Source organism: Streptomyces mangrovi, from assembly GCF_900114215.1.
Taxonomy (GTDB): Bacteria; Actinomycetota; Actinomycetes; order Streptomycetales; family Streptomycetaceae; genus Streptomyces; species Streptomyces barkulensis.
On the sequence record NZ_FOSG01000013.1, the window covers coordinates 36506 to 49059 of the forward strand.

The 12554-nt window shown below is 72.0% G+C and carries 11 protein-coding genes; 1 reads left to right on the top strand and 10 read right to left on the bottom strand.

The genetic code is table 11. From position 1 onward, the window contains the following. Positions 1-53 precede the first annotated feature (53 nt). Positions 54-1283: a DUF349 domain-containing protein gene (locus BM237_RS18410; RefSeq protein ID WP_093850798.1), complete on the top strand. Its 1230-nt coding sequence runs from the start codon at positions 54-56 to the stop codon at positions 1281-1283. Positions 1284-1360: 77 nt separating this feature from the next. On the opposite strand, the gene BM237_RS18415 is transcribed toward BM237_RS18410, so the two are convergent. The 10 genes from BM237_RS18415 to pdxT form a co-directional block, all read right to left on the bottom strand. Further along, positions 1361-3865, bottom strand: coding sequence for a RelA/SpoT family protein (locus BM237_RS18415; protein WP_093850900.1), 2505 nt, complete (start codon positions 3863-3865; stop codon positions 1361-1363). A gap of 287 nt (positions 3866-4152) precedes the next feature. Continuing rightward, positions 4153-4713 (bottom strand): adenine phosphoribosyltransferase, encoded by a 561-nt coding sequence (locus tag BM237_RS18420; protein ID WP_093850799.1) that lies wholly within the window; start codon positions 4711-4713, stop codon positions 4153-4155. A gap of 4 nt (positions 4714-4717) precedes the next feature. Then, positions 4718-5839, bottom strand: coding sequence for a protein translocase subunit SecF (secF, locus tag BM237_RS18425; protein ID WP_093850800.1), 1122 nt, complete (start codon positions 5837-5839; stop codon positions 4718-4720). A 1-nt stretch (position 5840) separates the two neighbouring features. Continuing rightward, entirely contained in the window at positions 5841-7670 is a 1830-nt protein-coding gene (gene secD / locus BM237_RS18430) for a protein translocase subunit SecD (protein ID WP_093850801.1), read from the bottom strand. A gap of 115 nt (positions 7671-7785) precedes the next feature. Next, entirely contained in the window at positions 7786-8223 is a 438-nt protein-coding gene (gene yajC / locus BM237_RS18435) for a preprotein translocase subunit YajC (protein ID WP_093850802.1), read from the bottom strand. Positions 8224-8386: 163 nt separating this feature from the next. Beyond that, positions 8387-9475, bottom strand: coding sequence for a Holliday junction branch migration DNA helicase RuvB (gene ruvB, locus BM237_RS18440; RefSeq protein WP_093850803.1), 1089 nt, complete (start codon positions 9473-9475; stop codon positions 8387-8389). Between the two features lie 202 nt (positions 9476-9677). Next, the gene (gene ruvA / locus BM237_RS18445; RefSeq protein WP_093850804.1) at positions 9678-10313 is read right to left on the bottom strand and encodes a Holliday junction branch migration protein RuvA; all 636 of its coding nucleotides are present in this window, start codon (positions 10311-10313) and stop codon (positions 9678-9680) included. Beyond that, the gene (gene ruvC, locus BM237_RS18450) at positions 10310-10924 is read right to left on the bottom strand and encodes a crossover junction endodeoxyribonuclease RuvC (protein WP_093850805.1); all 615 of its coding nucleotides are present in this window, start codon (positions 10922-10924) and stop codon (positions 10310-10312) included. Before ruvC ends, ruvA begins: the two co-directional genes overlap by 4 nt. 149 nt (positions 10925-11073) lie before the next feature. Then, on the bottom strand, positions 11074-11826 hold the full coding sequence (locus BM237_RS18455; RefSeq protein ID WP_093850806.1) for a YebC/PmpR family DNA-binding transcriptional regulator: 753 nt from the start codon (positions 11824-11826) through the stop codon (positions 11074-11076). A 69-nt stretch (positions 11827-11895) separates the two neighbouring features. Beyond that, the gene (gene pdxT / locus BM237_RS18460; RefSeq protein ID WP_093850807.1) at positions 11896-12489 is read right to left on the bottom strand and encodes a pyridoxal 5'-phosphate synthase glutaminase subunit PdxT; all 594 of its coding nucleotides are present in this window, start codon (positions 12487-12489) and stop codon (positions 11896-11898) included. Positions 12490-12554: the final 65 nt, after the last annotated feature.

Here is a 12554-nt window from a genome sequence, read left to right on the forward strand (position 1 = left end):
GGACGATGCCGGGGAGCGCACGCCTCCCGTCGGCATCATGTGGAGGAGGCGCTGTGAGCAGCGACCCGTGGGGCCGCGTCGATGAGACGGGGACCGTTTACGTGCGTACCGCCGACGGCGAGAAGGTCGTCGGCTCGTGGCAGGCCGGAGCCCCCGAGGAGGCCCTGGCCTACTTCGAGCGCAAGTACGACGGCCTGGTCGTGGAGATCGACCTCCTTGAGCGCCGGGTGAAGACCACCGACCTGTCGGCCAAGGACGCCCTGGCCGCCGTCGGGCACCTGCGGCAGCAGGTCGACCAGGCGCACGCGGTGGGTGATCTGGAGGCCCTTGGCAGGCGGCTGGACCAGCTCACCGAGCTGATCGAGACCCGCCGGGAGGAGCGCAGGGCGGCCCGGGCACGGCAGGCCGAGGAGGCGCGCAAGGCCAAGGAGGCGCTGGTCGCCGAGGCCGAGGAACTCGCCGCCAGTGACCAGTGGCGGGCCGCCGGGGAACGGCTGCGCGCCCTGGTCGACACCTGGAAGGGCCTGCCCCGGCTGGACCGCAAGTCCGACGACGAGCTGTGGCACCGCTTCTCGCACGCCCGCTCGGCCTTCTCCAAGCGGCGCAAGGCCCACTTCGCGTCGCTGGACGCGCAGCGCGAGGAGGCCCGGCGGCGCAAGGAGAAGCTGGTCGCCGAGGCCGAGGCCCTGTCCGGCTCGACCGACTGGGGTCCGACGGCCGCCCGCTACCGCGAGCTGATGCAGGACTGGAAGGCCGCGGGCCGGGCCCAGCGCGAGCACGAGGACAAGCTGTGGCAGCGCTTCCGCGGCGCCCAGGACGTCTTCTTCGCCGCCCGCGGCGAGGTCTTCGCCGAGCGGGACGCCGAGCAGCGGGAGAATCTGGCCCGCAAGGAGGAGCTGGCCGCCGAGGCGGAGAAGCTGCTCCCGGTCACCGACCTGAAGGCGGCCCGGGTGGCCTTCCGCGCCATCAACGAGCGCTGGGACGCCATCGGCCATGTTCCCCGGGACTCCCGGGCCGGGATCGAGGGCCGGATGCACGCGGTGGAGCGGGCGATCCAGGAGGCCGAGGAGGCCGAGTGGCGCCGCACCAACCCCGAGGCCCGGGCGCGGGCGGAGGGGCTGACCGGCCAGCTCCAGGACGCCGTGGACAAGCTCCGCGCGCAGATCGACAAGGCCCACGCGGCCGGCAACACCGCCAGGGCCCAGAAGCTGGAGCGGGAGCTCGAGGGCCGTCAGGCCCTGCTGGACCAGGCCCTCAAGGGACTGCGGGAGTTCAGCGGCTGAGGAAGCGGCCCGCGCACGGGGCGGCCCCGGCACCTTCACTTCCGAAGGTGCCGGGGCCGCCCCGTGCGCGGGCCGGGCTACGACCGGCGGGCCGAGGTGACGCGGTAGACGTCGTAGACGCCCTCCACCCCGCGTACCGCCTTCAGCACATGTCCCAGGTGCTTGGGGTCGCCCATCTCGAAGGTGAAGCGGGAGATGGCCACCCGGTCCCGGGAGGTCTGGACGGCCGCGGAGAGGATGTTGACGTGCTGGTCGGACAGCACGCGGGTGACGTCCGACAGCAGCCTGGAGCGGTCCAGCGCCTCGACCTGGATGGCGACCAGGAAGACCGAGGACTGGGTCGGCGCCCACTCGACCTCCAGCATCCGCTCCGGCTCGCGTGAGAGCGAGTCGACGTTGACGCAGTCGGCGCGGTGGACGGAGACCCCGTTGCCGCGGGTGACGAACCCGAGGATCGGGTCGCCGGGCACGGGGGTGCAGCAGCGGGCCAGCTTGACCCACACGTCCTCCACGCCCTTGACGATCACGCCCGGGTCCGTGCTGGAGCGCCGCTTGGTGCGCCGGCGCATGGGCGGGGCGGTCTCGGCGATGTCCTCGTTGGCGGCCTCCTCGCCGCCGATGGCCTGGATCAGCTTCTGGACGACGTTCTGCGCGGAGACATGGCCCTCGCCGATGGCGGCGTAGAGCGCCGAGATGTCGGGGTAGCGCATCTCATGGGCCTGGGTGACCAGGGAGTCGCCGGTGAGGATGCGCTGGATCGGCAGGTTCTGCTTGCGCATGGCCCGCACGATGGCGTCCTTGCCCTGCTCGATGGCCTCCTCGCGGCGCTCCTTGGAGAACCAGGCGCGGATCTTGTTGCGGGCGCGGGGGGACTTGACGAAGCTCAGCCAGTCGCGGGAGGGGCCGGCGCCGGGCGACTTGGAGGTGAAGACCTCCACCAGATCGCCGTTGTCCAGGGTGGACTCCAGCGGCACCAGGCGGCCGTTGACACGGGCGCCGATGGTGCGGTGGCCGACCTCGGTGTGGACGGCGTAGGCGAAGTCCACGGGGGTCGCGCCCGCCGGGAGCGCTATGACGTCGCCCTTGGGCGTGAAGACGAAGACCTCGTTGCGCGAGAGGTCGAAGCGCAGCGACTCCAGGAACTCGCCCGGGTCCTCGGTCTCCTTCTGCCAGTCCAGCAGCTGCCGCAGCCACGCCATGTCGTTGACGGCGTCGCCCTTCTTCGCGGGCGCGTCGGTGCGGACCTTGGAGGCGCCGGCGACGGCCTCCTGCTTGTACTTCCAGTGCGCGGCGATGCCGTACTCGGCGCGGCGGTGCATGTCGTAGGTGCGGATCTGCAGCTCGACCGGCTTGCCGCCGGGCCCGATGACCGTCGTGTGCAGCGACTGGTACATGTTGAACTTGGGCATCGCGATGTAGTCCTTGAATCGCCCCGGCACCGGGTTCCACCGGGCGTGGACGGTCCCCAGCGCCGCGTAGCAGTCGCGGACGGTGTCGACCAGGACGCGGATGCCCACCAGGTCGTAGATCTCGGCGAAGTCGCGGCCCCGCACGATCATCTTCTGGTAGACGCTGTAGTAGTGCTTGGGGCGGCCGGTGACGGTCGCCTTGATGCGGGCGCCGCGCAGGTCGGCCTGGACCTCGTCGATGACGGTCGCCAGATACTCGTCGCGTTTGGGGGCGCGCTCGGCGACCAGGCGGACGATCTCGTCGTACATCTTGGGGTAGAGGATCGCGAAGGCGAGGTCCTCCAGCTCCCACTTGATGGTGTTCATGCCCAGGCGGTGAGCGAGCGGGGCGTAGATCTCCAGCGTCTCGCGGGCCTTCTGTTCCTGCTTCTCCCGCTTGAGGTAGCGCATGGTGCGCATGTTGTGCAGGCGGTCGGCGAGCTTGATGACCAGCACCCGCGGGTCCTTGGCCATGGCGACGACCATCTTGCGGACCGTCTCGGCCTGGGCCGCCTCACCGAACTTGACCTTGTCCAGCTTGGTGACGCCGTCCACCAGCAGGGCCACCTGGTCGCCGAAGTCGCGGCGCAGGGTGTCCAGACCGTACTCGGTGTCCTCGACCGTGTCGTGCAGCAGCCCCGCCATCAGGGTGGCCGGGTCCATGCCCAGCTCGGCGAGGATGGTGGTGACGGCCAGCGGGTGGGTGATGTACGGGTCGCCGCTCTTGCGCTTCTGCCCGCGGTGCCACCGCTCGGCGACCTGGTAGGCGCGCTCGATCTGCCGCAGCGTGGCGGTGTCGGCCTTGGGGTCGTTGCCCCGGACGATCCGCAGCAGCGGCTCCAGCACGGGGTTGTAGGGGCTGGAACGCTGGACGCCCAGGCGGGCCAGGCGGGCGCGGACGCGGTTGGAGGAGCCCGAGCGGCCGGAGACGCCGGAGACGGCGCGGGTGGCCGAGACCTTGTCCCGGGAGGCCGCGTCGTCGCGCTTCCCGCCCACCGGCGAAGCGGTGGCCTGCGACGGTTTCGGAGTGCCGCCGCGCTTCCCGGCCGCGGTGGCGCCCGCAGCGGAGGGCTTCGCCGGCCTGCCGGCGTCCTGCTGCTGCGCTGCGGTGAGCGGCTTGGCCTCGTCTGGCAAGGGCAACTCCTCGGTGGGCCCCTCCTCGCCGGCCACGGCGTGCGGAGGGCGGTTCCGGCCGGGAACAGGCCGGACTGCCATGGTATCCACCCCGGCCCCGGAACGAGCCGGGCGCCGGTGCGGGGCGGCGTCGGGTGTCAGGTGTCAGGTGTCAGGTGTCAGGTGTCAGGTGTCAGGTGTCTTCGAGGGTGTCACAGACGGAGGGCCGGACGCGACGGAGGGGACGGCCCGGAGCGCTCCGGGCCGTCCCCTCCGCGAAGTCGGTGCCGCGGAGGCACCGGCTGCTCTCAGACGGTGATCACCACATCCAGTGGAGCGCCCTCCAGCGCGGCCTCCAACCTGGTCCGGCCGGGCAGGAAGCCCAGCTCCATCAGGACCGCGACCCCGGCGACCCGCGCCCCGGAGCGGCGGATCAGGCGCAGCGACGCCTCGGCGGTGCCGCCGGTGGCCAGCACGTCGTCGATCACCAGCACCCGGTCCTCGGGGCTGAGGTCCTCGGCGTGGATCTCGATCTCGGCGCTGCCGTACTCCAGCTCGTACGCCTGCGACAGGGTGGCGCCGGGCAGCTTGCCCGCCTTGCGCACGGGGATGAAGCCGAGGCCCGCCCGTACCGCCGCCGGGGCGGCCAGGATGAAGCCCCGCGCCTCCAGGCCCACCACCTTGGTGGCGCCGCGCTCCCGGGCGAGGCCGGCCAGCGCGTCGGTGAGGGCGGTGAAGGCCTCGGGATCGGCCAGGAGCGGGGTGATGTCCTTGAACAGGACTCCTGGCTTGGGGTAGTCGGGCACGTCGCGGATCCTGCTGAGCAGCAGGCCGCGCAGCCCCTCGAAGTCGGCCGTGACGGGGATCATCGGGTCACCGCCGCCTTCCGGAGGGACGCCCGCGGCTGCCGGCCTCCGGCGAGCGGGGCCCGCCGACGGATCCGGCCGCCGCGGCGGTGGGCTCCGCGGACGGACGCGCGCCGGTCCCCGCGCTCTCGCCCGTCTCCTCGGCGTCCTCGGCCCCGTCGCCGCCCTTGGCCCGCTTGGCCAGCGTCCGCCGGTCGTGGGCCTTGATCTCCGGCGAGCGGAGCTTGAGGTCCACCACGATCGGGGTGGCGATGAAGATGGAGGAGAACGTACCGGCGGTGAGGCCGATGAACAGCGACAGCGAGATGTCCTTGAGCATGCCGCCGCCGAGCAGGCCGGTGCCGATGAACAGCAGTCCGGCCACCGGCAGCAGGGCGACCACCGAGGTGTTGACGGAGCGGACCACGGTGGCGTTGATGCCGAGGTTGGCCAGCTCGCCGAAGGTGTGGCGGTTCTGCTTGAGCAGGCCCCGGGTCTTCTCCTTGACCTTGTCGAAGACCACCACCGTGTCGTACAGCGAGTAGCTGAGGATCGTCAGGACGCCGACCACCGTGCCCGGGGTCACCTCGAAGCCGACGATGGCGTAGACGCCGATGGTGACGACCAGGTCGTGCAGCAGGGCGCCCATGGCGCCCACCGCCATCCGCCACTCGAAGGCGATGGCCAGGTAGACGCTGACCAGGATCAGGAAGACGATCAGGCCCTGGATCGCCTTGCTGCTCATCTGGTCGCCCCAGCTGGGGCCGACCAGCTCGGTGTCCAGCTCCTGGGTCTCGAGACCGAGCTCCTCGGCGAGGGCCGCGCGAGTCTTCTCCGACTGCTCGTTGTCCAGCCCGGTGACCTGGATGCGCAGCGCGCCGCTGCCCAGCTCCTGAATGCGGGGCTCGGTCCCGGAGACCTCCTGGGCGGTCTCGCGTGCGTCCTCGATCGACATCTGGGTGGGCGGGGTGGTGAAGACGGCGCCGCCCTGGAACTCGATGCCCATGTACAGGCCGCGGGCCCCCAGGCCCACCAGGGAGATCAGCATCAGCAGCAGCGTGACGCCGTACCAGAGCTTCCGCCGTCCGACGAAGTCGTAGCTGGCCTCGCCGCGGTACAGCTTGCCGCCGAGATTACCGAATCGCGACATCTCAGGCCTCCTTCGGTTCGGCGGGGGCGGCGACCGCGGCGCGGCGGCCCCGGTACAGCGGCGGGGTGACTCCGAGCCGCTTCGGGTCGAGCCCGGACCACGGGTGGCCGCTGGTGAAGAACTTCCGGCCGGCCATGATCGTCATCATCGGCTTGGTGAGCAGGAAGACGATGGCCAGGTCCAGCGCCGTCGTCAGGCCGAGCACGAAGGCGAAGCCCTGGACGGAGCCGATCGAGACGATGAACAGCACGATCGCGGCGATGATCGAGACCACGTCGGAGACCAGGATGGTCCGGCGGGCGCTGGGCCAGGCCCGCTCGAAGGCGGCCCGGACGGACCGGCCCTCGCGGATCTCGTCGCGGACCCTCTCGAAGTAGACGATGAAGGAGTCCGTGGTGATGCCGATGGCCACGATGGCGCCGCAGATCGCCGGCAGGCTCAGCGCGAAGCCGATGGCCGGGCCGAGCAGGGTCATGACGACGTAGGTGAGGATGGCCGCGGCCACCAGGCTGGAGATCGCCACCAGCGCCAGCACCCGGTAGTAGAAGACCAGGTAGACGACGACCAGCGCCAGGCCGATGGCTCCGGCGATCAGGCCCGCCTTGAGCTGCTCGGAGCCGAGCGTGGGCGAGATGGTGGTCACGTTGCTCTCCTCGAAGGAGAGCGGCAGGGCGCCGTAGGAGAGGATGTTGGCCAGTTCCTCGGCGGACTGCTGGTTGAAGCTGCCGGAGATCTCGGCGCTGCCGCCGCCGAGCCGCTCGGAGACGCGGGGGGCGGAGACGACCTCGCCGTCCAGCACGATCGCGAACTGGTTGCGCGGCTCGGCCTGGGTGGAGAGCTCCTCGGTGATGTCGGCGAACTTCTCGGCGCCGTCGGAGTCGAACTCCATGGTGACGATCCAGCCCTGGGCGCGCTGGTCGTCGAAGAGGGCGGCGGCGTCGGTGACGTCGGTGCCGGGGACGGCGACGGGGCCGAGCCCGTACTTGTACAGCCCGCTCTCGTCGCAGGAGGCGACGGACTCGGAGTTCTCCGCCTGGGCGGCGGCCCGGCTGGCCTCGGAGCGGCCCTCGTCGGTGGCGCAGTCCAGCGCGTCGAGCTTCTTCTGCAGGTCGGCCGGGATGCCGGCGTCGGGTGCCGGGGCCGGCTGCGAGGGCTCGGGGGCGGCGGACTCGTCGGCCTTCTCCTCCCCGGGCGCGGAGGCCGAGGGGGTGGGCGACTGGGAACCGTCGGCCAGCAGGTCCTCGGTGACGGCCCGGCCCTGGGTGGAGGCCTCGGGCGAGGGGGTCGCGGAGGAGTCGCCGGACTTCTCGCCGTCCGTCGCCTCCTCGGCCTTCTCGCCCTTCTCGGTGTCTTCCGCCTTCTCGTCCTTGTCACCGGCGGCTCCGGACGGGCTCGCCGAGGGGTCCGGCTGGGGCGGGGCCCCGGACGCGACGGTCAGGACTGGGCGGAACGCGAGCTGGGCGGTGGTGCCGACCTGCTCGCGGGCCTGCTTCTCGTCGGTGCCGCGCGGGATGTTGATGACGATGTTCTCGGCACCCTGCGTCCGCACCTCGGCCTCGGCGACGCCCAGACCGTTGACCCGCCGCTCGATGATGGAGACGGCGGTGTTCATGTTGGTCTCGTTGATCGCCTCCTCCTTGCCGGGCTGGGCCTTGGCCGTGAGCGTGATGCTCGTGCCGCCGGCGAGGTCGATGCCCAGGCGGGGCGTGGTGTGCCCGGAGAGGAACATGCCTCCGGTGAGCGCCACCATCGCCACCAGGATGAGCGCCAGGGAACGCCACGGCCGTCCCTGGTTGCCCGGTGATCTGCGACCTTTCTTCGGTGCTGCCACCTTCTCGTGTCTCCCTGTCCAACCGCCCGCGCTCGAATGGTCGCCGCGCGGCGCGCGAAGTGGTCGTAAGGACATGCGGTGCCGCCGGGCCCGTCGGGGCCCGCGGCGGGGCGACTCACTTGGAGTCGGTGTCGCCCTTCCGCTTGGCGTCCCCGGTCTCCGCGTCGTCGGCGGAGGAGTCCGTCTTGCTCAGGTCGGTCTTGTCCACGCCGCCGTCGGAGACCAGCGAGGAGGCGTCGTCCGGGACGACGGGGGCGTCCGCGTCGTGGTCCTCGCCGTTGACGATGCGCTCGTACTCGTCGGCCTCCAGCACGGCGCCGACGGCGTTCTTGGCGTAGACCGCGTGCACGCCCGGCGCGACCTCCAGGAGGACCGTGTCGGAGTGGACCTCCTTCACCAACGCGTACATGCCACCGATCGTACGGATGCCGGTGCCTGGCTCCATCCGGTCGCGCATCTGTGCGGCCTGCTGCTGCTTCTTCTTGGCCGAGCGCGTCATCAGGAGCATGGCCCCGATGAGGATGATGAAGGGGAGGAGAAGTCCAATATCCACGGCGGAAGGTTTCCTTCACACGACCGCTGGGAAGCGGCCTGGTATTCGGGGGTGGTCGTGCCCTCCGGGACGGAGGGCATCGGCGGAGTCTAAGCGAGCCCGCGCCTGGGGAACAACGTCAAGCATCGCACTGAGGTTCCGCGAAGGGCGAGTTCGCACGCCGTCACGATCCGAAGAGACCGGGTTGGCCGGGCCCTCCCGGAGCTGACGCCGGCGGCTGCCGGGGCGGGGTGAGCCCCATGTGCTCCCACGCGGCGGGAGTGGCGATCCGGCCCCGGGGGGTGCGGGCCAGCAGCCCCTCCCGGACGAGGAACGGCTCGGCGACCTCCTCCACCGTCTCGCGCTCCTCCCCCACCGCGACGGCCAGCGTGGACAGACCGACCGGGCCGCCGCCGAACAGCCTGAGCAGGGCGTCCAGCACCCCCCGGTCCAGTCGGTCCAGGCCGCGGTCGTCCACCTCGTAGACCGCCAGGGCCTGGCCGGCGATCTCCCTGGTGATCAGGCCGTCGGCCCTGACCTGGGCGTAGTCGCGCACCCGGCGCAGCAGCCGGTTGGCGATACGGGGGGTGCCCCGGGAGCGGCCGGCGATCTCGGCGGCGCCCTCGGCGTCTATCTCCACGTCCAGCAGCCGGGCGGAGCGGTGGATGACCTGCTCCAGCTCGGCCGGCTCGTAGAACTCCATGTGGGCGGTGAAGCCGAAGCGGTCGCGCAGCGGCGGCGGCAGCAGACCGGCCCGTGTGGTGGCGCCGACCAGGGTGAAGGGCGGCAGTTCCAGGGGGATGGCGGTGGCGCCGGGGCCCTTGCCGACGATGACGTCGACGCGGAAGTCCTCCATCGCCATGTAGAGCATCTCCTCGGCGGGCCGCGACATGCGGTGGATCTCGTCGAGGAAGAGGACCTCTCCTTCCGTGAGGGAGGACAGGATCGCGGCCAGGTCCCCGGCGTGCTGGATGGCCGGGCCGGAGGTGATGCGGATGGGAGCGCCCATCTCCGCCGCGATGATCATGGACAGGGTGGTCTTGCCCAGGCCGGGGGCGCCGGAGAGCAGCACGTGGTCGGCGGTGCCGCCGCGGGCGCGGGCGGCGCGCAGCACCAGGTCGAGCTGCTCGCGCACCTTGGACTGCCCGACGAACTCCGCCAGGTCCTTGGGGCGCAGTGCGGCCTCGACGGCGGTGTCCTCGCCGTCGGCGGTGGCTCCGACCAGGCGCTCGGCGCTTTCGTCGGCGTGGCCGGGGTGGTCGTCCCGGGTCATGACGGCCTCCCCTGGCTGCCGGCTGCCCAGGCGGTGGTCAGGGTGGTGGCAGGGGTGGTGGCCGAGGTGGTGTTCGCGGCGGCGGACGAAGCGGGGATCCGGTCCGTGCTACGGGGGCGGGGCGGGGAGTGCGGCGTCATCGTCGGTCTCTCGTCGGTCCGTCGCCGGGTCCGTACCGCCGCGGCGGTACGGACCCGGCGTCTCAGCGTGCGCGGTTGAGGGTCTGCAGGGCGGCGCGGAGGAGCTGGGGCACCGGCGGCCGGCCGCCCTCGGCCAGCACCGCCTCGGCCTGCGGGGTGACGGCGGTGACCGCGTCCTCGGCCTCGCGGGGGGCGTAGCCCAGGCCCACCAGGGCGGCGTGCAGCTGCTCCCGCCAGCCGGGCTCGCCCGCGGCGGGACCGGGGCCCCGCCCGGCCGCGGCGGCCCCGGAGCCCAGCGGCTCGCCGAGCCTGTCCTTCAGCTCCAGCAGCAGCTTCTGCGCACCCTTCTTCCCGATGCCCGGCACGGCGGTGAGTGCCTTCTCGTCCCCGGTGGAGACCGCCAGCCGCAGCGCGTCGGGGCTGTGGACGGCGAGCATGGCCTGGGCCAGCCGCGGGCCGACGCCGCTGGCGGTCTGGAGCAGTTCGAAGACCTGCCGCTCGTCGTCGTCGGCGAAGCCGTAGAGCGTCAGGGAGTCCTCACGGACCACCAGCGAGGTGGCCAGCCTGGTGTGCTCGCCGACTCGCAGGTCGGCGAGGGTGGCGGGGGTGCAGTGGAGGGCCATGCCCACCCCGCCGACCTCGATCACGGCGATGTCCGGGGAGAGGGCGGCGACCGGTCCGGACACGAAGGCGATCATCGGCTGTCCTCCGGAGTGCGCTGGGTCGGCCGGGCGGACGCGGCCCGGGCGGCGCGGGCCTGCCGGCGGTGGATCTGCTGGTGCCCGGCCTGCTGGTGCCGGGCCTGCTGAAGTCTGGCCTGCTGGAGCCGGTCCTGGGCGGGCGCGCGCCAGATGTGGCAGATGGCCAGTGCCAGTGCGTCGGCGGCGTCGGCGGGCCTGGGCGGGGCGTCCAGCCGCAGCAGTCTGGTGACCATCGCGCCGACCTGAGCCTTGTCCGCCCGGCCGGTGCCGGTGACGGCGGCCTTGACCTCGCTGGGGGTGTGCAGGGCGACCGGGAGGCCGCGCCGGGCCGCGCAGAGCATGGCGACCGCGCTGGCCTGCGCGGTGCCCATCACGGTGCGGACGTTGTGCTGGCTGAACACGCGCTCCACGGCGACGACGTCGGGACGGTGCTCCTCCAGCCACTCCTCTATGCCGCGCTCGACGAGCACCAGCCGGTCGGGCACCTCCGCGTCGGCGGGGGTCCGCACGACGCCGACCCCGCCCATCCGCAGCGGCCGGCCGGCCGTCCCCTCCACCACGCCGATGCCGCAGCGGGTCAGCCCCGGGTCCACGCCGAGCACGCGCACTGCGGCCCCCTTCCGTCCACTGGTCGTTCGATCACCTGTTCCCGCAGGCTATCGGCTGCCACCGACAACGCCGGAGGGCGACACGGAAGAGGGCCGACGCCGGGCCCCGCGCCGGACTCGGTCCGGCCCCGGACCGGGCACCCGGGAGGTCAGGCCTCGACCTTGGCCATGACGTCGTCGGACACGTCGAAGTTGGCGAAGACGTTCTGCACGTCGTCGCTGTCCTCCAGCGCGTCGATCAGCTTGAAGATCTTGCGGGCGCCCTCCTCGTCCAGCTCCACCTGCATGGTGGGGACGAAGTTCGCGTCCGCCGAGTCGTAGTCGATGCCCGCCTTCTGCAGCGCGGTGCGCACCTCGACCAGATCACTCGCCTCGCTGATGACCTCGAAGGACTCGCCGAGGTCGTTGACCTCCTCGGCGCCCGCCTCCAGAACGGCGGCCAGCACGTCGTCCTCGGTCAGGTCGCCCTTGGGGACGATCACGACGCCCTTGCGGTTGAACAGGTACGACACCGATCCGGGGTCGGCCATGGAGCCGCCATTGCGGGTCATGGCGACGCGCACGTCGGAGGCCGCGCGGTTGCGGTTGTCGGTGAGGCACTCGATCAGGACCGCGACGCCGTTGGGGCCGTAGCCCTCGTACATGATCGTCTGGTAGTCGGCGCCGCCCGCCTCCAGGCCCGCGCCCCGCTTGACCGCACGGTCGATGTTGTTGTTGGGGACGGAGCTCTTCTTCGCCTTCTGGATGGCGTCGTAGAGGGTGGGGTTGCCGTCGGGGTCGGCGCCGCCCATCCGGGCCGCGACCTCGATGTTCTTGATCAGCTTGGCGAAGAGCTTGCCGCGCTTGGCATCGATCACGGCCTTCTTGTGCTTGGTGGTTGCCCACTTGGAGTGGCCGGACACAGCCTCGCTCCTTCATGTCGCCAACAGGGGAATCAACGGGCCGATACTACAGCCGGTGACACCGGCGGATCACCGTGCTGCCGAGCGCACCATCGCGGTGAAGAACCGGTGCACGCGGTGGTCCCCGGTGAGTTCGGGGTGGAAGGCGGTGGCCAGCAGGGAGCCCTGCCGCACGGCGACGGGGTGGCCGTCGAAGACCGCCAGCACCTCCACGTCCGCGCCGGTGGACTCCACCCAGGGCGCGCGGATGAAGACGCCCTCCACCGGTCCGCCCTCGACCCCTGCGACGTCGACGGACGCCTCGAATGACTCGTTCTGCCGCCCGAAGGCGTTGCGGCGCACGATCATGTCGATCCCGCCGACCGTCTCCTGGCCGGACCGGGGGTCGAGGATCTTGTCGGCGAGCATGATCATGCCCGCACAGGACCCGTAGGCCGGCATGCCCGAGCGGACCCGCTCGCGCAGCGGCTCCATCAGACCGAAGGCGGTGGCCAGCTTGGAGATGGTGGTGGACTCGCCGCCGGGGATCACCAGGCCGTCGACCCCGGCCAGCTCCTGAGGGCGGCGGACGGTACGGGCCGCGGCGCCGGCCGCCTCCAGCGCGGCGAGGTGTTCGCGGACGTCGCCCTGGAGGGCGAGGACTCCGATGGCGGGGGTGGTCACGGGGCGCACCTCTTCGGGGACGTACGGAAATGGCGTGGGACACGGACGGGCGGGGCGGGACGGCC

Coding starts and splice junctions, on each gene's coding strand:
- BM237_RS18420 (WP_093850799.1), bottom strand. CDS start 4,713: ATGATCCCCGTCACGGCCGACTTCGAGGGGCTGCGCGGCCTGCTGCTC.
- secF (WP_093850800.1), bottom strand. CDS start 5,839: ATGTCGCGATTCGGTAATCTCGGCGGCAAGCTGTACCGCGGCGAGGCC.
- ruvB (WP_093850803.1), bottom strand. CDS start 9,475: ATGACCCGGGACGACCACCCCGGCCACGCCGACGAAAGCGCCGAGCGC.
- ruvA (WP_093850804.1), bottom strand. CDS start 10,313: ATGATCGCCTTCGTGTCCGGACCGGTCGCCGCCCTCTCCCCGGACATC.